Raw genomic sequence first — 23,089 nt, forward strand, 5'->3', positions numbered from 1 at the left:
TTCATTCATGCGAATAAAAGTATTATCCGGTATTAGCTCACGTTTCCGCGAGTTATCCCAATCTTACAGGCAGGTTGCCCACGTGTTACTCACCCGTCCGCCGCTCGTTCCACAAGCGCACACCCCGAAGGGTGATTGCTTGCTTCCCGCGCTCGACTTGCATGTATTAGGCACGCCGCCAGCGTTCGTCCTGAGCCAAGATCAAACTCTCCATAAAGTAATGAGCTTGCTTACTCGTTTCAAAAACTAGCTTTAAAAATTGATTCAGGGTAGTCTGTTTCAAATAATTGAAACGTCTTACCTGATCTGTTTCATACTGGTTGTTTTGTTCAGTTTTCAAAGATCAAAAGTTAACGACGTTTTTAACGACAATAAATATTGTATCACGTCGTTGTTTGCTTGTCAACAACTTTTTTGATTCAATATTTGTTTTGTTCTTGTCGTTTAAAGCGACTCTAATAATATACCATACTACAAAACTTAAAGTCAACAACTTTTTTGAAGTTGTTTCGCTGTGTTCGTCTCTCTTGATGAGAGATTTATAATATACCACGGTTCATTACTATATACAATAGCAATCTTCACCCCAATTTTTTCCAATTGATCATAAATTGAAACTTCAATCAGTGAGTGGGCTTTTTGCTAGTTAAACACAATCGGACATTTACTGACAGCTGCTCCACCATGCTTCTAAGGTTTTACCTTACTGATTGAAATGGCGTGATATTGCCAGTTACATGCGGGATACAGTTAAACTTCACCAATCAGTGAAGTTTTTGCTCTTCCCCCGAATAAAAATAAAAAAACAAGGCGGTCATTTAGGAAAGCTCAATTAGTTGTAGCTGTTTTTTCATCAAAGGTGAACCATCCGAATAATCCTACTTCAAAACAGATAGGGTTTAATTGGGAGTAAACTTTCGCTTTCACCCTGAACGGTGAACGGTTCAAGGATCTGCGGGTCTATTCTTGTGGTACTAACACTTAGTCGACCTTCTTCCTATTATATGGTTTCTACATTAAACTTACACTCAAAACGGTGAGCGTTCACCAACACAACGCTCACCGTTTTCCCCAAATCAATTTACCATTTTTTATAAGGTAAAAACTTACCGTCCATCGTTACGACCACTCGATCTCCATTCGGATCTTCTTTTTTATCGATATCTAATTTAAAATCGATCGCACTCATGATTCCATCACCGAACTTTTCATGAATTACAGATTTTAATGTAGTACCGTAAACTTGCATAACTTCGTAGAAGCGGTAAATCAGTGGGTCTGTTGGAATCGATTCGTTAAGTGATCCTTTCATCGGAATATCTTGTAAAGCAATGGATACAGTTTGTTCCAAACCTAACATAACAATCAATTTATCTGCTTCATCTGCACTCATTGATGCTTGCCCCATTATTGCAGCAGCTACCCAAACAGGATGTCGACCTATTTCAGCTGCTAAATCATCGAAAGTCAGTCCTTTGTCACGCTTTGCTAATAATATCTGCTCCGTCGCTTCTTCCTTCGTTAAGCCTTTAGTTTTTACAATAGAACTCACACCGTTTCCTCTCCTTTTATATTAAATAGTGGAGGTTCAAAATCTATGATGTTATGATTCTACTGAAACTATAGCGCAGTGAAATTTAAATAGGAAGAAAGTTGTCAAATCATCTTACATGTTTTTTTGCTGTGTAGCATAGAGACTTTCTTTTAAGATACGCAGAATACCTTATATCTATCATTAAACTTCCATTATATTTGCAATTAACATACCGCTCAGTAAGAACCTTCATTATTTAAAACAACTCACTAAACTACAAAATTGATTATACATAGCTTCTATAAGCGGTTTCCATCCACCGATAGAAGCTTGTACGCTACAGGCAGTTAATTCCCCTCTTGTCTTTTTTCAGATGTTCTTCATTCTTGAAGGGGGGCTTACTGCTTTTTAAGGCGAGATAAAGTAAAACTTCACTCAGTGGGGGTTCTACTCTTCCCCCACTGAATGTTAGCACCCCCCTAACCATCTCCGTTTCTTATCATGTTTTGAAGTGGGAGACTAACGGACGGTTGCCGGTATAAAAAACAGGTACAACCCAAAGGTAGTACCTGTTTTTTATACCATTCTCTACTGCTCACGATGTACACAATAATTTAGTACATACTTTAGAAATGACCTATGACGCGGCATTGCTTGTAGGGCGTCAAATGCTAAACAGTAATGATCCCACATTTCTTTTTTAGCACCGTCTACACCTAGCAAGGAGACAAATGTGGTGGTTTTATTTTCAACATCTTTTCCAGTCCTTTTTCCAAGTAAGCGCAGATCCCCTTCCACATCAAGCAAGTCATCCTTAATTTGAAACACCATACCTAAGTGTCGCGCAAACATTTTTAACCTACTTATTTCTTCCTCTGTTGCATGCGCGAGAATGGCAGGCATGACAAGTGAAGCCTCAAAACCTAACCCCGTCTTATAGAAACAGATCGTTCTCAACTCGTCGATTGTTAGCTGTTTCCCTTTTGCATGTAAGTCCATCACTTGTCCTTTGCACATCGCCTCTGTTGATTGTGTCGAATACCTGATTACACGCAGTACTGTTCGTGGATCAAATGCATCAAGCGTCGTTAATTCTTCAATCGGCTTCTGCGTCAAATAGAGACCTGTTAATTCGGCGATACTCGTATCATACACTTCATGTAATGTCGGCTGACCTCGGCGGATAGACGCGTTATCTTGAGAAGGAAGATCATCGAAAATTAAGGACGCCGTGTGCATATATTCTAATGATTTTACCAATGGCTCGATTGCGGTACTTTCTAATCCATATCCTTGGCTCCCGATAACCCAAGTCACAATCGGACGCAGGCGTTTTGCATCACTCGTTAAACTATAATTAGCCGCTTCAATGATCGGATCTTCAGCATAGGATTGAATATCATTCAATATCAATAAACTATCATTAATTTGGTGCTGCATGGATTGAACAGTATCAGTGAATTCTTGTTTCTGTTTTCTTTCCTTCCTTAAATCTGCAAGGACATGATCCCGTAGTAATTTATCAAAGAAATCGACGTCATCCACTTTGCGAACGATCCGTTGAATCAGACTATTAAATGCTGGAATTTCAGCAGTAAAAAGCGCCATTACCTCTGTATATTTTTTCGACCCAAATCGTTTCTTTAATCGTTTCAGCCCATTAATCGCTCTGTTAAGGATCACTTCACACGCATCGGGATCTGAATCATAGATGTGATGGATCAAATGGTAAATAACCGTCCAATATAATTCAAAAGGGTTCAGCAAATCTGGGCGCTGATGATGGTACTTTAAATAATAGGTATAAGGGGTTACAGCCCCTTGCTCCAAATCACTAAACATATCTGTAAGGTCATCCGACAGTTGATTGTATATACCATAAAAAAATGGGTGATTCTCAAAGGTACCAGCTTCCGTTCCACTGGTAATCGAATGTACGATTAATCGTGAGGAAGCAGACTTTAATATTGCCGGAATATATAGGTCCTCATTTGTGTATGCCGGATTGGATAAATTCTTTAAACGATCCACTTCCTGCGACTGAAAGAATACATATGCTTGCTCGAGAAAAGTTGTTCTAGAATCTACTGGTTGATTATCTCTTATATATTCAAATGCACGCTTTAGTTCTGCGTGAACAAAATGGATGAAAGCTTTATTTTTTCCATTCCATTTGACTAATGCCGGAACTTCCCCAGTAGTCAAGGTAGTACGGATTAAATCCGCATACTGTTTTTCCTCATTTGCTGATAAAATTTTACTATCGAACAAGTCATCGATAAAAGGATAGGTTAATCCATAGGCATACCCAAGCCGGATCGCTTTATCCAGTGATTGAGCACGTTCCTCCTTAGAAGTAACCTCGTCATCGATCCGATCAAGTGTATTCATCACAACCCCCGCAATAACTTTAATCAGCTTAAATTGCGCTTTGTCCACATCCATCTCTTCTGGAATGTTGGAGGAAACAAGCTTCAGCTTATCGATTAACCAAATCATCGTTGATTCAACCCCATGTTGTTTGGCTAAACGATACAGCGAGGCCTTGGTGAACATGTGTGTATCTGAATCACCGTTATGTTTCGGATCCAGTAGCTTCGTTTTTAAATCTTCTACTACCTGCTGTATTTTTTCTTGGGTATCTGATTCGTTTAATTTTGCCCCCATATCCCTTATAAAAATATAGGAAATACTACGTTCTAAGTAGTCATCTAATTTTCCAGTACGATCCAGCGTTCTTATATATGGATAATAGCCTTGTCGTGTTGACTCTTTCTTAAACCGTGAAACAATCGATGATAAGGAAAAACGAGTATGGCTATGTTTCCAGGAATGGATATCCTTTATAAGCGGTGAAACATACTGTTTATTCTTGGCTTGATCATAAAGTGTTTTAAAATACTGTGCAGCATATTGTTCTGCCAGCTTATACGATGTATCTGCATTTATTTCTTTCATATGTGAGCATAACCTCAATTTCCTATTTCTAAATTACATTCATCGTACCATGATCGCACCCTTATTTCTAGGACACGGACGCTTCCTTCTCCTAGCCATTATGGTAAAATAAATGCTAGTAATCTATAATTGGACGGTGCTAACATTGAGTGAAAAAGTGAAATTAAAAGAAGTAGATTTATATCAACCCATTCAAAACTATTTTAAACGTAAAGGATATGACGTATATGGTGAAGTTAAAGACTGTGATATTGCAGTCATGAAAGAGGACCTTCTACTCATCGTTGAATTGAAATTGAACTTAAGTGTAGACCTGCTCATTCAAGCAACCAAAAGACAGCGGCTGTCAGAGCATGTATATATTGCTGTTCCAAAACCTAAAAAGCACAACCCTCGTTCAAAAAAATGGCGGGATACTTGCCACTTATTGCGGAGGTTAGAATTAGGTCTGATGCTTGTCTCCTTTTCAGACAAGCGAAAAAGAGTGGAAGTGGTTATGGAACCAACTCCTTTTCATCGTCCAATCAGTAGAGGGAAAGCGAAATACCTTAGACAAGCAATAATAAAAGAAATCAATGGACGGAGTGCAGATTACAATATTGGTGGGTCTAGTAGAAAGCAAATCATGACCGCTTATCGGGAGAATTGTGTGCAAATTGCATGTTACCTGGAACAACACGGGGAACTGTCTCCAAAAGCATTAGTACAAATGGGAACTGGCAAAAAAACACATTCGATATTAAGCAAAAACTATTACGGTTGGTTTGTCCGCGTAAAAAGAGGTATCTATACCCTCAGTGAAAAGGGAAAGCAAGAGATAAAAGAATACCCTGACCTCACAGCATACTACCGCACGTAAAGTGGGACATGGGGACAGGTTCTCTGTCCCAGCCCTTAAATTACTGGGACAAGTGCCCTGTCCCCTTGTCCCACTATAATTGGGCATTTTTCAATCCGCTAATAAATGTTTCCGTTGCTTCATCAAGCTCTGTTAAATAACGATCGATATGGGTCCTGTCACCATTATTCACAGCGCGAACGATCTCTTTTGAGAGTGTATGAACCTTCTTATGTGGTTCCTCTAATTTTTTCACATCACTAGAAATGTCGTTAGTCGCCATAAACTTCCCGACTGTACACATGTCATGACTTTGAATACTACTCTCATCAAGGTTCACAAAGCCACACACAGCATTATACGCTTTCCATTTCCATAATAAATGTTCAGAAGCGACTAGAATCAGCACCTGCTCTCCACTAAAGTCTTTATAATAAGGAATAGCTGCTTTTCTTTGATTCTCAATCATAGAACTAATGGTGTAAATCCCTTGGCCCGTTTTTAGAACAATATCATTTAACACACCCGTTTGATCGTTTATTTCACTTAACCTCGCTGATACTTCCTCTGTCGCAGCCGATTGTTCTTCCACATTCGTTGCTATACTATCAAACGTGGTATTCATTTCTCCTAACGATTCCTCCATTTCGTTCATGGATGTGACCGCTTCATTTATTTGTTCCTTTCCAGACGCAAACACATCAATGGCACCGATAAGTTTTTGATTAGAATGGTCTATTTCTTCACGTAAATTACCTAGTAAATTATTTATATAAGTAACCGATTCTTTCGTATTTTGGGAGAGTTTCTTTATTTCGTCCGCAACTACCGCAAACCCTTTGCCTGATTCTCCAGACCTGGCTGCCTCAATACTCGCATTTAAAGATAATAGATTGGTTTGATCCGCGACGTCTTTAATAATATTAACAACTTTATCAATTTCTTTCGTTCCTTCTACTACAGATTGCATTTTAGATTGAACCGTATTCATTTCATCGAAAGATTGATCAATATGAGTAAAAGAATGATGAATGTTCTGCATAGAACTTTCCGACATTTCAACTACCTCTTTTGTCTTAACGAGAGAGTTCTGTACAAAATTTGCAATCTCTTCACTTGACGTACTCATCTCTTGACTCGTTGCTGCAATTTCATTGATGGAATTTTTTTGATATGAAATTTGATCGACCATATCTTTCACATATGTCATTTCTGTCACATATTCAATCAGTTCACTATTAAGTAAAAATTGCTCTCTTAATTGCGAATTTTTTAATTGTAAAAGTTCATTGATTTTATGTACTAATGGTGTGTCCCCTTGCAAGTAACCACTTTCCATTGACGCTCCAAAGTCCGCATTTAATTGATATATTCTATCTAACTCTTCTAGTAAACTACGCTCATTCTCAACATGTTGGTCCTGTGAAACAGCTTTCTTTTTTCCGATTAATAACATAACACGATCCCCCATTATAACAAGTTTAACAAATGCAATCATTCGCCCTTCAATGATAACGGTTTCTTTCAACACCCTAACTCCCGGAAAAATGCATAAAAATTCTCTGTTACTAGAATACTCCCACATCTCATCCCCATTAGGGAATAATTAATTTGTTCACAAATTAATTATAGGCCGCACACAGGGACAGGTCCACTGTCCCGCAAAAAACAAAGAAGCTGGGACAAGTGCCTTGTCCCAGCTAAATAGCAAATGATTTAATAAGGTAGCGTTCTATAAACTCGGCTAAGCCATCACTTTGATGATGGCCTGTGACATAGTCTGATGCTTCTTTTACCAGTCTACTAGCGTTCGCCATCGCAACACCTGTTCCAGCGTTGCGCAACATTTGGATATCATTCGCACCATCTCCTATTGTCACAACTTCCTGTGCATTTATTCCAAATAGGCGAAGTAATGTTTGGATCGCGGACCATTTTGAAACTCCTGGCGCGACAATTTCAAATCCATCCTCCCAATCAATGATATCCGCTTCTTCTTTAAACAGTGCAGATAGTTCTGGCGCAGGACTACCAGTGCGCACACTATATTTAAGTACCTTTGTATAGTTTGCATGCCTTAAATCGCCAACATAGCGTGGGGATGTTTGCCCCTCTTTAGTCCAGGATTCTATTTCAGCACTTAGTTCTTTACAATATAGTCCATTTACCGAATGAATCAGCACATTACATGGAACCTCTGTTGTTAAACGATGAAAACGTTCCTCATTCAATGTTATAGGTTTGACCTGCAGGGCTTTTCCTGTCCAAGCATCATGCATTGAAGCTCCGTTCAAACAAATCATAGGTGTCTGCAAACCTAGCGCTTTATGGTAAGGAGCGGTTATTTCATAATGACGACCAGTTGCTAAAAAAATCTTCACCCCTTGATTTTTCAGCTTAAAAATTGCTTCCATATTGCGTTTAGAAATATTGTTTGAGGCTGTTAGGAGCGTGCCATCCATGTCAATAAATACTGCGTGTACATTCATTTTTTATCTACCCCCTTGCATTGATAGAGCAATCATATCATCCAAATGTTAAGGCCAAATAAACGGAATGTATGATTTCTGTTAAGTTGTTCTTATCATGAAAAGACTACAAACCGACCACCATTTCACTCCCAAATATTTACTTCGTGTAAACATTTTGTAAAGTTATGGTAAAAATGCACCCCATGGATTTGGATTCTAGTATGATAATGTACAACGTCAATTAAAGAGGAGGTAAGCATGAAGACATCAATACGTAATATTTTTAAACATTCCTTTTCTATCACTTGGTTAAAAAAACTAGATAAGCTACCCATTAGGCTAAGAGTCATCGTTAGTTTCTCGATTGTGCTTCTTTTACTGATCGTCATGAGTACCGTCATGTACAGTAAAATGCGTGCCGTTTCGAACAATGACCAACAAGTAATGGACCTTTTTCTACCAATTGTCATTGAAGCAAATGCTATTAATAATGACATGCTCCAAACGAGTAAACATGTGAATGAACTAGCAACTACAACCATGTCTGTTAGTCAAAAAATTCTTACAGACGAGATTAATCTTCCTTTGAGTAATATTGAGGAAAGTAAACAAGAACTTCAAGCTTTAATTGATCAATTTGAGGATCAACAACTCAAGGAGAACTATCAGACTTTTTTAGATCAATGGACTAAATATAAGGAAATTGTGGATAACGTCATTACCGCATCCGCTAATGGGAATATGGATGTGGCACAAGATGAAACTTATAAAGGGGAAGCCTACTTTGATCGAGCGAATCATTCGATGCTATCAATCGTAAGTAACGTGGAGCAACAGATTAATGATCGAGTACATACTTCTGTTCAACTAAATAAACAAGGAACCAATTGGATTTTCATCATCAGCATCGGCTCGATTTTATTAACAATCGGCTTAATTTATTTTACGGTAATCATGATCACAAAACCATTGTCCACTATTTCTGATCAGGTGGAAAAGGTAGCATCTGGTGATTTCACGGTAGCTCCATTAGAGCAAAAGACTCAGGATGAATTAGGAAAACTAACATCCAACTTTAATGGGATGACCACATCACTTCGAGAAGTGTTAAAAGATGTTATACATACGATCACGCACGTGACAGAAACCGCAGATCAAATCACACACAGTGCAAACGAGACAAAAGCTGGCGTTGAACAAGTTGCTACTTCCGTCGAAAAAGTTTCTTCCGACACGTCGCACCAGTTAGAAAGTATAAGCGCTATTAATCAACATATGAGTGAAACTGCCGTTGACATGGAAGAAGTTGAAGGTCATATCGTTACCGTAAATTCTTTATCAGACACCGCAAATAAAAAAGCAAAATACGGCCAAAAAGACATTGATAGAATAATAAGCAATGTTATGGAGATGGAGTCTAGCGTCCATTCTTCTGTTAACAAACTGAATTCATTAGTAGATAAAACGAACGAAATTGATAGTATTGTCTCCGTGATTCATGATGTATCAACTCAAACTAATTTGTTAGCTCTAAATGCTGCGATTGAAGCAGCTCGAGCGGGCGAACATGGACAAGGATTTGCTGTTGTAGCAGATGAGGTGAAAAAGCTTGCCACACAGTCTGCAGATGCAACCGATAAAATAAGTTCGATTCTTCAGTCAATTCAATCTGAAACAGCCGAGACGGTGGATTCTATGCAGATAACGAGTGAGTCAACAGCAAAAGGAAAAGAACTAATTATACAAGCAGGCAAAAACTTTGAACAAATTGTAACGTCTACTACTTCTGTTTCAGAACAAGCAAAAATTGTCGCACAACATATCGAACGTGTGACAGAGCGAACGAAAAACGTTGTAAAGACAATGCAAAGCGTTAGTGAAGTTTCTAGCCAGAACACCGCAAACGTACAAACCGTGGCAGGAATTTCAGAGGAAACGAATGCAGCAATGGAAGAAGTAACAGAAGCATTTTTACGTTTATCTAAAATGAGCGAACAACTAAACAACAAAGTGAATAAATTTAGCGTGGACTAAAAGAAGTGTTCCTACAGAACATTTCTTTTTTCCATACGAAATTAGATTTCCGCGAAGAGTTAGCACCTTCCCAAATTGTAAATCAAAATTTATATAAAGTTTATACGAATTTAATAATGAATGTTTATACTTAAGACAGTACCAATATTCAACAAAATCTTACATAAAGGAGTACATGATGGATAACTCACTATTTTCAAAGGTTACTATTTTCGATATTTTTTCCTACGTAAAACACGCTCAAGATAAGAAGTTATCAAGAGGGCAAGATTTTCAAAAATTTGTTGAACTAAAAAGAATTATGAAAACGAGGTCCTTAACCACTTACTACCAACCGATCCTTCATTTAAAAACAGATAAAATTATTGGATATGAGGCATTAAACCGACCACCCAAGACGAAACATTTTCCTTCTACTGAAAGCTTTTACGACTTTATTGGTCAAACGAATCAAGTATTTCAATTTGAACTACTTGCTAGAAATTTAGCTATTCAAAAATTTCATCATGAAGTCGACAATCACCCACAGCAAAAAGATCACTTATTATTTATTAACATACACCCTCAAGTGTTGGTTGATTCCAATTACAAAAGTGGCGAAACATTGGAATTACTGCACCAACACAACATATCACCAAAGCAAGTCGTATTTGAATTAACCGAAAAAACAGCAGTGACAGATTATACCATGTTTGAGCGCGTCCTATCCAACTACCGTCGACAAGGTTTTAGAATCGCGATTGATGATGCAGGAAGTGGTTTTAACAGTCTAAAAACACTCGTACATCTTAAGCCTGAATTTATCAAGTTTGACAGAACATTAATTCATAATATTCATTGTAGTGAATCCCAGCAACAATTAATTCGTTTACTCGTCGATTTTGCAAATGAATCAAACACGCAAGTACTTGCAGAAGGGATCGAAAAAGAAAAAGATCTTGAATTTTTGAAAGAAAACGGTGTACATTTAGGACAAGGCTATGGTTTAGCAATACCTAGCCTACAGTTTCAATGAACATAGAGATCCAGTCTGCATTTATGGTGATATTACCGAAATGGTCCCAAGTAAACAACAACGAGTGATCATGTAGAGAATTTATTTATAGAACACCTTAGCATCCAAGTGAGTGTAGTTTTTGATCATAACAACCCCATCGCTCTCATCATTCGCATCATAGACTTGGTACACCATATCGATACAATTTTTACATAGGAAGAACTGTACATTTGTTAATGAACACCAAAGTACCAGTTACTCCTCGTGCACAGTGTCCACAAGAGGTAACTGGTACCTTTATTCTTCATCTTCCATTACTTGATATGCCATGTCAAATAGCATCATCTGACTATTTTTACGCGCTTCTCCTTGTTTTGCTTCTACATAATGATAACTACCATCGCTTGCTTGCTCTCTCACCTTCACATTATCTTCAAGCATAATCTGAAGGATATGTTTAATTCGGGGTTTTAGATACCCTTCATAGATTGGAAATAGTAACTCGACTCGCTTCACCATATTTCGCGTCATCATATCTGCAGAGGAAAGGTAGATTTTCTCCTCTCCATTATGATGAAAGCAATAAATTCGACTATGCTCTAAAAATCGCCCTACTATACTTACAACTCGAATATTGTCGCTAACCCCTTCTATTCCAGCTCTTAGACAGCATATCCCTCTTATAATAAGGTCGATCTTTACACCTGCCTGTGATGCTTCATACATTTTATTAATTAATGTTTTATCCGTTAATGCATTCATCTTAGCAATTATACGGCCATTGCCAAATTGTTTATGATAGCTAATCTCCTCATCAATGTTACGAATAAAATGATCACGTATATCAAAAGGAGCCATTGAGATATGATGAAAGATCGGTTTATCTGAATAACCACTTAAATAGTTAAAAAAATTAGTAGCATCAATGCCAAATTTTTGTTTCGTTGTGATGAGCCCCATATCGGTATATTGTTTTGCTGTTTGGTCATTGTAATTACCTGTGCCTAAATGAACAAACCTCATCGTTTTTCCTCGTTTTTTTCGAACGACAAGCGTTATTTTACTATGCGTTTTCAAATAGTTCATGCCATAAATAACATGACAGCCAGCCTTTTCTAACTCTTTAGCCCAATGCACATTTTGCTCTTCATCAAAACGTGCTTTCAATTCAACTAATACGGTTACCTGCTTTCCATTTTCTGCAGCTTGTTTTAGCCCTTCGATAATCGGCGAATCCCCACTAACCCGATACAGTGTTTGTTTAATAGCAAGTACATATGGGTCATTTGCAGCTTCTGTTACCAACTCTTTTACCGGCTCAAAAGATTCATACGGATGATGGACAAATATATCCCGTCTTTGTGCTGCTTCAAATACACTTTCATTCGAGTCCATATCTTGAGGTGGTTGAGGTAATAATGTTGAATATACTAGATGTTCTTTGTTTGCAGACAATTTTTTATAGAAGTCAAACAAAAACGTTAAATCTAGCGGTCCATCCACGATATATAAATCTTTTTCATGTATTTCAAGTGCGTGTAGTAAGAAATCTATTATTCTCTGTTCGTATTTTCCTTGGCGTATTTCTAATCGGACAGCGGCACCCCACTTCCGTTTCTTGATTTCTTTTTCAATTTCTTTCAATAAATCCCTAGCGCCTTCTTCATGAATTGTCATATCTGCATTGCGAGTAATTCTAAATTCTGTTATAGAGCAAACGTGATAACCCACAAAGAATTTTTCAATAAAGTAGCTAATCACATCTTCTAATAGCACATAATTATCCTTTTTGGGAGTAGTAATATACCGATCTAATAGGGCAGGTACTTGCACAATTGCTATATTTGACTCCCCATTTTCAACATGTTGATCTCTTACTTCAACAGCTAGATTAATTGATTTATTTAACAACATTGGGAATGGCCGATAGGCATCGATGGCCATCGGTGTTAGAACGGGGTAAATGTGTTCATCAAAATAAACTTCTAATTCCTTCAATTCATCACTGTCCAATGATTCAATCGATTGGATTGATATACCTTCAAAGGATAAAGGTAATTGAAACTGGCAATAGATGTCATATTGTCTTTTTACCATGCGATGGTTAATTTCTGAAATTTTCATTAATTGTTGTTTTGGCGTAAGACCTGATTTATTATCCGCCTTATTATACCCAGCCAATACTTGGTCTTTAAGCCCTGCGACACGCACCATAAAAAATTCATCTAAGTTTGAACTAAAGATAGCAAGAAATTTCAATCGCTCCAACAGTGGATTTTCCTTATCTATCGCTTCCTCTAACACACGTTCATTAAAGGAAAGCCAACTTAATTCACGATTAATGTAATAAGAAGGATGGTCTAATCCAACCTCCGTTTTTATTATTTTTGACATCTCTATTCACCCTCTGCTGTATGCTATGTTCCATTCGTCCTTATTACATATTTATGCTCTTCCATTATATGATGCAAATTTTAAGTTAGGATAAAGAGATTGTTAATTTTTTGTAAATTCAGATTAATTAGCGAGCCAATTTTATATTTCCTATTTCATTCACATCCACAAAGGTTAAGTGAATCGGACGCTTCAAGGCTTTTTCTAAATGCTTCTTTTGTTTTACTGTTTGATACTGTTCTGGCAACCAATCTTGGTTACAATAAATGGTTAGTTCAATCACACCTTCTCTATTTCTCAAATCAAAATCTTGGACAATTTGACGTTTCGTTGCATCTAAACAATAAAGAAATTTAAGCAAAGCCCCCAGTACTCTCAGTTTTTGTTTTTCACTTTTAGCAATCCATCCTTTATAAGGGTTCACAAACTGCTTAAACAGTTGGTTATTTTTAAATGATGCAACAAGTGCTAGTTTTAAACGATCAATATGAAATAAACCATCTATGGTACGGTTGGCAAGTAAATAAAAAGTATGTTGTGCACTAGACTCCGAATCAATATATTTACCAAGGTTAAATACATTGCTCGCCCGTTTTAGAATGGTCCAATCATCATATGTTAGGTCGCCTAGTCCATTTTGTTGGAACTCATCAAAAAACTTACTCGCTAAAAATTGGACGTGATTAATTTGAGTCGGGTTCACATCATAGTCAGTCATTAATTCCTGAATGCTACTTTGTAAAACATTTGGAAATACAGCAGAACCTAATTGTTGGGAAAGCTGTTCAAAAAACACACCATCCCTTAACCCTTTACGACTAAGTACAAATGATTTCGCTCCGATTGTCTGATGTAAACATCGGAAAACCTCAATCGCTGGTAAAATAATATCTGCTCGATCACTCGATAACCCATCTACTTTTTGCTTTTCCTCTGTCGTTAATTTACTCAAACAATCACTAACATACGTGATATCCTTCCATCCCATTTTATATTGATGAAGACCTGCCAGTGGATACTTTTTAATACTTTGATCGATCTGAACAAGATTTCTGGCACTACCTCCAATTGCAATTAACGGAACTCCCTGTTGGCTTAACCACGGAAGCGAGTCGAATTGATCACGTAAAAATTCTCGCAGCTTTTTTAATTCCTTATTCGAAGGAATGTCATATTTGAAAAATCGATTTAACGTTAGCGCCCCAAAAGAAAAGCTGTGTGATTCTAGCAATTTTCGATCTTTAAAATAAGTAATCTCTGTGCTGCCACCACCGATATCTACCGTTATTCCTTCCGTAATAGAGGTAGAATTTACTACAGCTAAATAACCATAAAAAGCTTCCTCTTCTCCAGATAAAATCTTCATGTCCAATCCAACTTGTTCTCGAACCATTTGCCTAATAACATCTTGGTTTTTCGCCTGACGAATGGAAGCTGTCGCAACACAAACTAAATCTATTAGTTCATAGGTTTCCATCACTTCTTTAAAACTTTTTAATGTTTGTATTAGGATGCTTAAACCTTGTTCTGTTAACAAGTTTTGATCATCTAGATGATTACGTAAACGTGCAACAGCTTTCACATTTTCCACTTCACTTAAGCTTCCCGTTTTTTCTTGTAAATATATAACTAATCGCATGCTATTTGAACCAATATCAATCATGCCATAATAGTTTTTGCTCATGATATCACCTGTTTTACAATAATTTTGAAAATATTAATTCTATACAACTAATAACTTTTCTCCAATACACACTTAGTCAAATTTCGAAATTATAAGTTCCTTACTTACTATGTTATTCCACACTATCATAGAGAACACCATTCCGTAATCGTTTGTAGGTAAATCCACCCCAATGATATGATCGTTCGTTTAAACAAACATTTCTTACTATCAATTTAATCAGAAATACAAGAAAAAATAAGTTTCACCTAAAAAACTTAACAATAAGTTTATGTAATGCCATTATTCCCCCTAACAAATGACAAAAAACACATTTTCTCGCAAAAACAAAGGCTCGAAGCACCCGGTCAGCGACGTACGAACTGCGCCCGCTCGGGAGCGGTTGGTTCGATGATGCGACGCAAAGACCACGTAGTTAACATTCTTTTCGTAGGAGATAAGGGAAACTGTGGGAGCGGAGTAAATTGATGTTGACTAATACAAAGGATGTCCGACTATGGAACGTCACGTCCTGTGACAGCGTCAAACTGACCTACATCCTCGAAAAAGAAAATCATTTTTTTCGTGCGAAGTTTCGCTGTCGTATTTTTTCTTGTTCTGCAGGCCTGAAGCGAGGGAAGTTGCGCTACTGCTTTAGCGCTTCGCGGACGTGGCTAAATAAATCTACAATTAATCCACAGGTAATTAAGTCTATAATTTTCTATACTAAAAAAATAAAAGCGCATAGCCAACTAGCTATACGCTTTTGGGATAGAGACAAGTTTCTTGTTTCTATCTTATTATCCATATTAAAAAATCAAGTGCGCGATTGCTGTGATGATTGGTAAGGTGATGATGGTTCTTAATAAAAAGATGATTACTAGATCTTTAAAACTTACAGCCAGCTTAGAAGCTAGCAGCAGCCCACCAATTTCTGACATATAAATTAATTGCGTTACCGATACACACGCAATAATAAAACGAGTCATTTCACTTTCAATGCCACTTCCGATAACAGCTGGCAAGAACATATCAGCGAAACCGATCACCATTGTCTGAGCAGCTTCTGTTGCTTCCGGTACTTGTAATAATTGCAGGATTGGAATAAATGGCATACCGATAATTTCAAATACTGGCGTCGTTTCCGCAACGATTACAGCAATTGTCCCCAATGCCATTACGACTGGTAGAACACCGAACCACATATCAAATACATTTTTTACGCCACTGGATATCGTCGTACCTAAACCACTATTCATCTTCGCACGCTTGACCGCTTTCGTTACACCTTGACGAAATTCACTTTCCCCTTCACGAGCTGGTTCATCATCATTTTTTCTTTCAACCATATAACTATCAGGTTTCCGTGACAGCGGTGGAATTCTCGGAATAATCAACGCTGCAACGAACCCTGCCACAACAATCGTTAGGTAATAAGGAATAAACAAGTGATCTAAGTCTAAATAAGATAAGATCACAATACTGAACGTAATTGACACAACGGAGAATGTCGTCCCAATCACAGCAGCTTCCCGTTTCGTATAAAAACCTTGTTCATATTGGTTATTTGTCAATAACACACCGATCGTGCCATCGCCCATCCAAGATGCTAAACAGTCGATCGATGAACGTCCTGGTAATGTAAAAAGTGGTTTCATCACTTTATCAAGCAATGTCCCCAATAGTTCTAACAGGCCAAAATTTAATAATAATGGTAAAAACAGACCTGCAAATAAGAAAATCGTAAATAACAACGGCATTAAGTCAAACAGAAGAAGCCCTCCTGTATCAACCGACCATACCCATTCAGGCCCAATCTCCCAAAACGTCATTGCCGCTAAAACAAATCCGATTACTCGAACGAATAACCAAACAGGGTGAACATAAAAGAGACTTTTCATAAAGTCTAGTTTCATTATCCACTTTGGCTTGGCATAGGTTACAATGGTAGATACAACCGCCACTATAAATAACAGCACCGTCATCGTAACCGGTAACCCATCATATAAAACTTCTTCCACCATACTTGCCATTAAGGCAACTGGAATACTAATTTCACCATCATACGAAACAGGAACCATAAATAAAAGGATCCCTATAAATGATGGGATAATAAAACGCAAATAATCGCGCGTTGTAAAACGTTCGCCCGCTTTCTTATGTTTCATCCCTTGCGAATCTCCGTCAGTCATTTTTATCTCTCCCTTTTTCTAACTTACCTTATTTATAAAACTCTCTACAATAGAAGCCATAATTAAAATGTTATCGAGCATTCCCTAATGAGTTTATTTTGAATAAAATATTATAATTATGCAACTCGAGTTCTTATTATAGTCTTAACAGGTAAGTAGAATCAAGGGATTTTACTAAAATAAGTATTTTCTGACATTTCTAATAACGTATGAAAATACAAAATGGGACATGGGGACAGGTTTGTTGTCCCTATTGGAAGGTCTATAAGCGGGGGATCCGACGCTCGTTATTGGGACACGACCCCTATCCCCATGTCCCGTCTTGCAACTCCTGTCTTTCTTGCAGTATAGGCAACAGCTGATGCTACTGTAGATGCTACGCGTTCATCAAATGGTGCGGGGATCACATAGTCTTCAGATAATTGGTGTTCTGGAATAAGGGACGCAATCGCTAGCGTTGCTGCTTTTTTCATTTCTTCATTAATGTGAGTAGCCCCTACATCTAATGCCCCGCGAAATATTCCAGGAAAGGCTAGTACATTGTTTACTTGATTCGGGAAGTCTGACCGACCAGTTCCAATCACCCTCGCCCCAGCAGCCTTCGCTTCGTCTGGCATGATCTCAGGAATTGGATTCGCCATCGCAAAAATGATCGGATCTTGTTCCATGGTTGAAATCATTTCCTTCGTTAAAGCACCTGCAACCGATACACCAATAAATACATCGGCTCCTTGAATTACTTCATCTAAAAGACCAGACACTTTATTAGGGTTCGTCACTTTAGCAATTTTTTCTTTAATAGGATTCATACGATATTGGCGATCTTCATAAATAGCTCCTTTTGAGTCACATAAAATAACTTCTTTTACCCCAAACCGATCAAGTAGGTTTACGATCGCAACACCGGCAGCACCTGCACCGTTAACAACCACTTTTACCTCGTCCATGTTTTTATTGACAAGTTTTAATGCATTTACTAGACCTGCAGTCGTTACAATTGCTGTTCCATGTTGGTCGTCATGAAAAATAGGAATACTCGTTTCCTGTTTTAGACGTTCCTCAATTTCAAAACATCTTGGAGCAGATATATCCTCTATATTTACTCCTCCAAATGTTGGTTCAAGAAGTTTTACGGTTTCCACAATGTCATTGACATCATTCGTATTTAAGCAGAGTGGAACAGCATCCACTTTGGCAAAATTTTTAAACAACACTGCTTTTCCTTCCATAACAGGCATTGCGGCTTCCGGACCAATATCTCCAAGGCCTAAAACCGCAGATCCGTCCGATACAACGGCCACTGTATTTGCTTTCATCGTATATTCATACATTTTTGTTCGATCTTGATAGATTTCCTTGCAAGGTTCTGCTACCCCCGGGGAATAAGCAAGACTTAATTCATAGGCATTATTCACAGAAACTTTTGCCCTTGTTTCTAATTTCCCCCGGTTTTCTCGGTGCATATTTAATGCTTCTTGACGTATTTGATCCATCCTTTGTCTCTCCATTCTTAGAATAATTTCACACACAGCTAACGTATTGTGTAACAACTTCTCTATCTAGCGCGGGAGTCTTACGGACGGTTACACCTGGATAAAGTGGACATCCCACGACAAGCAACACAGTTTAAATGGAATGTTAACGATTATTGTACCGCTATAATAACTTGAATTTTCTGATTATTATTCTTAATCGATAATCAGCTATTCCCCCATTGTTAACATAGCAAAGGAGGGACTAGCAGGCCATTCCCACTTATCTTCTTTTGTTTTATCTCGTGGATCGAAGTGAGGGAGTACTGCAAATTGTGCCTAATTACCATTCCTTTTCAATAGGAGGGAATAAGTTTTGAGCATCATCCGAAATAACATAAAATTTTACTTGCCGCATATCTAGTAACTTTTAAATCATCCAGAAACTTCTATTCCTACCATGAATGTTAAAAAGAAGGAAAGACATCGCCTTCCTTCTTCATACAGTACGTTTTTGATTATTTGACCTCTTCCAATGTTTTATTGTAACCGTGGTATTGATCAACAAATTTGTAATCTTTGTCTGTTCGGTTTTCTAAAATCTTATCACGTAGCAATTGCGTGATTGGATCTGTTGCGTGAATAATTTCTCCCCAGTTTCTAGCGCTTGTTTGGACATATGCAGTGCGTGGTTGACGTTCTTCTTGGAATTCTAAAAAGGCTTGATTGTAATTGTCACCATGCTTTTTAACAACATCTGCTAGAAATCCTGCATCTTCTAATGCTTGACAAGCCCCTTGCGCCAAGTATTGAAGCATTGGGTGTGCTGCATCACCTGTCAAGGTAATATTTCCTTCTGTCCAGTTTTGAATAGGATCGCGATCATACATCGGCCATCTTTTTTGTCTGGAAATATAAGAAATTGCTGTCTTCACTCGATCACATGTACCTTTAAACACCTCGTCCATTTCTTCTGGTGTCCCCCACTGATCCGTATGTTCAATCTCTTTTCTATATTGGTTACTTTTGAACACCACTACTTGGTTGTACAGTTCCCCACGTCTTACTGGATATTGGACAACATGCATATTTGGTCCAATAAACATATACACATCATTTGGATCCCCTACGTTTGCGTCCGCTACTTCATCCCATGGTAGTGCGCCCCGGTAAGCTACATATTCCGAACAGACCGGTTGATCTTCTACAAACAATTTACGTGTTTTTGACCATAAACCATCTGCCCCAACCATCGCCGAACCAGAATGAGTGTCACCTGATGCAGTCACAACTTCGACAGCATTCCCATGATCTTCTGCAGTTGTGACGTCTTGACCTGTCACAAGTTCCACATTCGGATGCTCGACACATGCGTCAAGAAGTGCCTGTTGCAAATCAGTACGATGTAACACCACATATGGTGCACCATATCGTTCTCGATACACTTCATCAATATCAAGTGCGGATAATTCTTCTCCTGTAAACGCATCCATTAAAACTAAACGTTTAGGGAATACAGCATCTTTACTAATTTGATCCATCACACCTAGTTTTTGTAATACATTGGTTGCATTTGCAGCAAGCTGGATCCCTGCGCCAACTTCTCCAAATTCTGGTGCTTGCTCTAGTACCTTCACATATTTATCGGCTTGCGCAAGGCCCAATGCTGTGGCCAAACCACCGATTCCCCCACCAACGACAATAATTGGATTCTCTTTACTGTTTGTCATGATTTTTCCCCCTTAAAAGATAGTATAGAAATCATAGATCTGTTTCTCTCTAACCAACTTTTATTATGATCCCTTTTTAACAGGCAGTAAGGATCCCCCCTTCAAGATTTTAAGAACAAAAGGAGGATAAACTGGCTGTAAAAATTCCAACCGTCCAAGCAAAGCATTCGCGAGGAATGAAGGTCCCTCACTAGTTTAGAAATATCTCTTTATCTAAAATCTGGTTTAAATTCACCAGTTACCGTTTGATGCCCGTTGTTTTTCTCATACTTTTCTTCTCTTTCTAGTTCAAAACGATCCATAATTGGAATATCGTTTACAGAGAATAAGTAGGAATCTTCTGCAGGCACGTGCTCATACCAAGCCCAGTTAGGTACGACGAAATAGTCGCCAGCTTTCCAATCGAAGCGAACGCCATTGATGATCGTATAACCAGAACCTTTATATGCATGGTAAACGGTAGAATGGGTATGGCGAAGCGCTTTCGTGTTCAACCCTTTTGGAAGGAACTGCATCCGTGTACCCATCGTTGGATTTGCAGACTTCCCAGTGGTTGGATTAATATAATCAACCGCAAATCCATGGTTTGGATCTGGATCAAATTCCATTAGTCCTTTTATCGCATCCTCCGTGCGACTCCACTTATAGTTAGCTAGTGGGGCAACGTCAAATTTCTCATCACCAACTGGCCTTACCATGCCACCTCTGTATCGTTTTTCCGAGAAGTTATCAGGAACGTTTGGTTCTTGTAGGCCAGCTTCATACGGTTCAAAGAATGTACCACCAATGTTGTAAATCGTCGGAATGTCTAGCGCATCCATCCAAATCATTCGTTTATCACCATTATGTCCATGACCATGCCATAAATTCTTTGGTGTAATGAGGAAATCTCCTTCCTCCATAAAGATTCGTTCCCCTTGGACAATTGTGTAAGCGCCTTCTCCCTCGGTAATAAAACGAAGTGCACTTTGAGTATGACGATGGGATGGTGCTTCTTCTCCAGGTTGTAGAAGCTGTACAGCAGCGTATAATGTTTGGGTTGTGGACACCTGTCCCCAAGGCGTTCGGTAGGTTAAACCAGGGTTTTGGAAATAGATCGCACGACGTTCACCACCACGCTCAGGTGTAAAAATCTCCGCTGCTTCCGTTAATTTTTTTTCAATCAATTCACTCGACCAAAGGTATGCTTGTGCATGAGGTTTTGGAGTTTTATTCATAACTTCTGGTATCGCTTCCCATAATGGTCCGAGATTGTACTGCTGAATATCCTTCGTAAAATCCTTTACATCTTGGTCTTGAAGATAATTTGCCTTTTCAGCCACAAAAACACCCCTCTTTTATTTTTTATTTAGCACTTTCACTTAACTTAGAAAGATTACGCTTAATTTGACCCGAGTGTCCTTCGACATGTTCAACAAGGAAATGCTCAATTAAGAATGAAACTGGTTTATTGCCAAACTTTTTAAAGTTTCGATGTGGATTTTCTTCTGTTAAACGGTCGTCAGAAACTTTTGATAATCGATCACGAACCTGTTCTTTGAGTCCTTTTACTTCCTTAATCACTTCATCAATATTTAAGTTTTCTGGGGCTTCTACCGCTCGCAAACGATCCGGGTCTTGTAATCCTCTTCCCCATTCGGACCCCGGTGTATCTAGAATCGTTTCTAATTCATCTAACCAGTAAACAGTTGCTTCATTCACATGGGATAAAATTTGTAAAATCGACCATTCTTCTTCCGATGGATTCCAGCGAATCACATCTTCTGATAAACCTTGAACGTCTGCTATCATCTCGTCTAGAGACTTATGAATCGATTCGATGTAGCTTTCTACCTTTGAACCTGCCATCTTAAGCTTCTCCTCCTTTTTGCAATACCACTTTATTTTCTAGTGTTCCAACACCATCTACTTCAATTTTTACAACATCTCCATCTTTCAAGAAGGTTTGTGGATCGCGTGCAAATCCTACACCACCTGGCGTACCAGTAAGGATTACATCGCCTGGTTCTAGCGTCATTAAACCTGATAAGAAGGCCACAAGCTTTTCAACTGTAAATACTAGATTCTTAGTGTTGGAGCGCTGACGTTCCTCCCCATTTACTGTCAGTGCAATTTCTAATCCTGAAGGGTTTAGTTCATCCGATGTAACTAACCATGGTCCCATTGGAGCACTTCCTTCCACTGCCTTCCCTTGTAACCATTGCAATGTACGACGTTGGATATCTCTGTATGTGACATCGTTTACAATTGTATAACCCGCTACATAATCCAATGCATCTTCCTCTGAAACATGTCGTGCTTGCTTTCCTACGACAAATGCAAATTCTGCTTCGTAATCAAGCTGTTCAGAGATCGGATAGTATGGAATGTCATCCTCTGGGCCAACAATTGTGTTAGCAAATTTAGAAAAAAGAACAGGATTTTCCGGTAAGTCTCTACCCATTTCCAAAATATGTTCGCGATAGTTATGTCCAACACAAATCATCTTGCCTGGATTATTTACTGGAGCTTCTACTTTCACTTCATCTTTGTTATATACGAGTTTATGTTTAAAAGCGTTTGGATTTTCTAAAGCAAAGTCGACTGCTCCCTTTGCTATTTCCACACTTTCTTTCCCACCTTGTAAAAACGCTTCCATTTGAGACGGAACAAATGCCTCTGCAATTTGTTGATAGCGATATTTACCTTCATTTTGCAATTGCGCTTGATACGCATAATTTAGATCGACTACTTTATTGTCGTTAGCAATTCCCCCGATTCTTGAATGACCATTTACTGTAAATGTAATAATTTTCATCGAATTCTC

General features: G+C 38.3%; 15 protein-coding genes and 1 rRNA gene. 3 read left to right on the forward strand and 13 right to left on the reverse strand.

Features of this window, described 5'->3' with window-relative positions; genetic code table 11:
* The 3 genes from FCI53_RS03615 to FCI53_RS03625 form a co-directional block, all read right to left on the reverse strand.
* Positions 1–217 (reverse strand): 16S ribosomal RNA (locus FCI53_RS03615); the annotation flags it as partial.
* 864 nt (positions 218–1,081) lie between these two features.
* Entirely contained in the window at positions 1,082–1,552 is a 471-nt protein-coding gene (gene cynS, locus FCI53_RS03620) for a cyanase (RefSeq protein WP_246050000.1), read from the reverse strand.
* Between the two features lie 570 nt (positions 1,553–2,122).
* Complete coding sequence (locus FCI53_RS03625) at positions 2,123–4,492, reverse strand: polyprenyl synthetase family protein (protein ID WP_138415942.1); 2,370 nt, start codon at positions 4,490–4,492, stop codon at positions 2,123–2,125.
* Between the two features lie 112 nt (positions 4,493–4,604).
* On the opposite strand from FCI53_RS03625, the gene FCI53_RS03630 reads away from it, so the two are divergent.
* Positions 4,605–5,351 carry a DUF2161 domain-containing phosphodiesterase gene (locus tag FCI53_RS03630; RefSeq protein WP_138415944.1) on the forward strand — a complete coding sequence of 249 codons (747 nt, stop codon included), beginning with the start codon at positions 4,605–4,607 and terminating at the stop codon, positions 5,349–5,351.
* Positions 5,352–5,424: 73 nt separating this feature from the next.
* Here FCI53_RS03630 and FCI53_RS03635 read toward each other — a convergent pair whose 3' ends face one another.
* On the reverse strand, positions 5,425–6,858 hold the full coding sequence (locus FCI53_RS03635) for a methyl-accepting chemotaxis protein (RefSeq protein WP_171038047.1): 1,434 nt from the start codon (positions 6,856–6,858) through the stop codon (positions 5,425–5,427).
* Between the two features lie 172 nt (positions 6,859–7,030).
* A complete protein-coding gene (locus FCI53_RS03640; protein WP_138415949.1) occupies positions 7,031–7,819 on the reverse strand; it encodes an HAD family hydrolase in 789 nt (262 codons plus the stop codon).
* Between the two features lie 240 nt (positions 7,820–8,059).
* On the opposite strand from FCI53_RS03640, the gene FCI53_RS03645 reads away from it, so the two are divergent.
* Entirely contained in the window at positions 8,060–9,835 is a 1,776-nt protein-coding gene (locus FCI53_RS03645; protein WP_138415951.1) for a methyl-accepting chemotaxis protein, read from the forward strand.
* A 178-nt stretch (positions 9,836–10,013) separates the two neighbouring features.
* Complete coding sequence (locus FCI53_RS03650; protein ID WP_138415953.1) at positions 10,014–10,850, forward strand: EAL domain-containing protein; 837 nt, start codon at positions 10,014–10,016, stop codon at positions 10,848–10,850.
* A gap of 279 nt (positions 10,851–11,129) precedes the next feature.
* Here FCI53_RS03650 and FCI53_RS03655 read toward each other — a convergent pair whose 3' ends face one another.
* From FCI53_RS03655 to FCI53_RS03690, 8 genes are all read right to left on the reverse strand, one after another.
* The gene (locus FCI53_RS03655) at positions 11,130–13,226 is read right to left on the reverse strand and encodes an RNA degradosome polyphosphate kinase (protein WP_138415955.1); all 2,097 of its coding nucleotides are present in this window, start codon (positions 13,224–13,226) and stop codon (positions 11,130–11,132) included.
* A gap of 127 nt (positions 13,227–13,353) precedes the next feature.
* A complete protein-coding gene (locus tag FCI53_RS03660; RefSeq protein ID WP_138415957.1) occupies positions 13,354–14,910 on the reverse strand; it encodes a Ppx/GppA family phosphatase in 1,557 nt (518 codons plus the stop codon).
* Between the two features lie 788 nt (positions 14,911–15,698).
* A complete protein-coding gene (locus FCI53_RS03665) occupies positions 15,699–17,057 on the reverse strand; it encodes a YjiH family protein (protein ID WP_138416527.1) in 1,359 nt (452 codons plus the stop codon).
* 311 nt (positions 17,058–17,368) lie between these two features.
* Positions 17,369–18,574 carry an NADP-dependent malic enzyme gene (ystJ, locus tag FCI53_RS03670; protein ID WP_138415960.1) on the reverse strand — a complete coding sequence of 402 codons (1,206 nt, stop codon included), beginning with the start codon at positions 18,572–18,574 and terminating at the stop codon, positions 17,369–17,371.
* A gap of 497 nt (positions 18,575–19,071) precedes the next feature.
* Positions 19,072–20,283, reverse strand: coding sequence for an FAD-dependent monooxygenase (locus FCI53_RS03675; RefSeq protein ID WP_138415962.1), 1,212 nt, complete (start codon positions 20,281–20,283; stop codon positions 19,072–19,074).
* 209 nt (positions 20,284–20,492) lie between these two features.
* Positions 20,493–21,605: a cupin domain-containing protein gene (locus FCI53_RS03680; RefSeq protein WP_138415964.1), complete on the reverse strand. Its 1,113-nt coding sequence runs from the start codon at positions 21,603–21,605 to the stop codon at positions 20,493–20,495.
* A 22-nt stretch (positions 21,606–21,627) separates the two neighbouring features.
* Positions 21,628–22,131 carry a DinB family protein gene (locus FCI53_RS03685; RefSeq protein ID WP_138415966.1) on the reverse strand — a complete coding sequence of 168 codons (504 nt, stop codon included), beginning with the start codon at positions 22,129–22,131 and terminating at the stop codon, positions 21,628–21,630.
* A 1-nt stretch (position 22,132) separates the two neighbouring features.
* On the reverse strand, positions 22,133–23,080 hold the full coding sequence (locus FCI53_RS03690; protein WP_138415968.1) for a fumarylacetoacetate hydrolase family protein: 948 nt from the start codon (positions 23,078–23,080) through the stop codon (positions 22,133–22,135).
* Positions 23,081–23,089 lie beyond the last annotated feature (9 nt).

Source organism: Aquibacillus sediminis, assembly GCF_005870085.1.
Classification (GTDB): Bacteria; Bacillota; Bacilli; order Bacillales; family Amphibacillaceae; genus Aquibacillus_E; species Aquibacillus_E sediminis.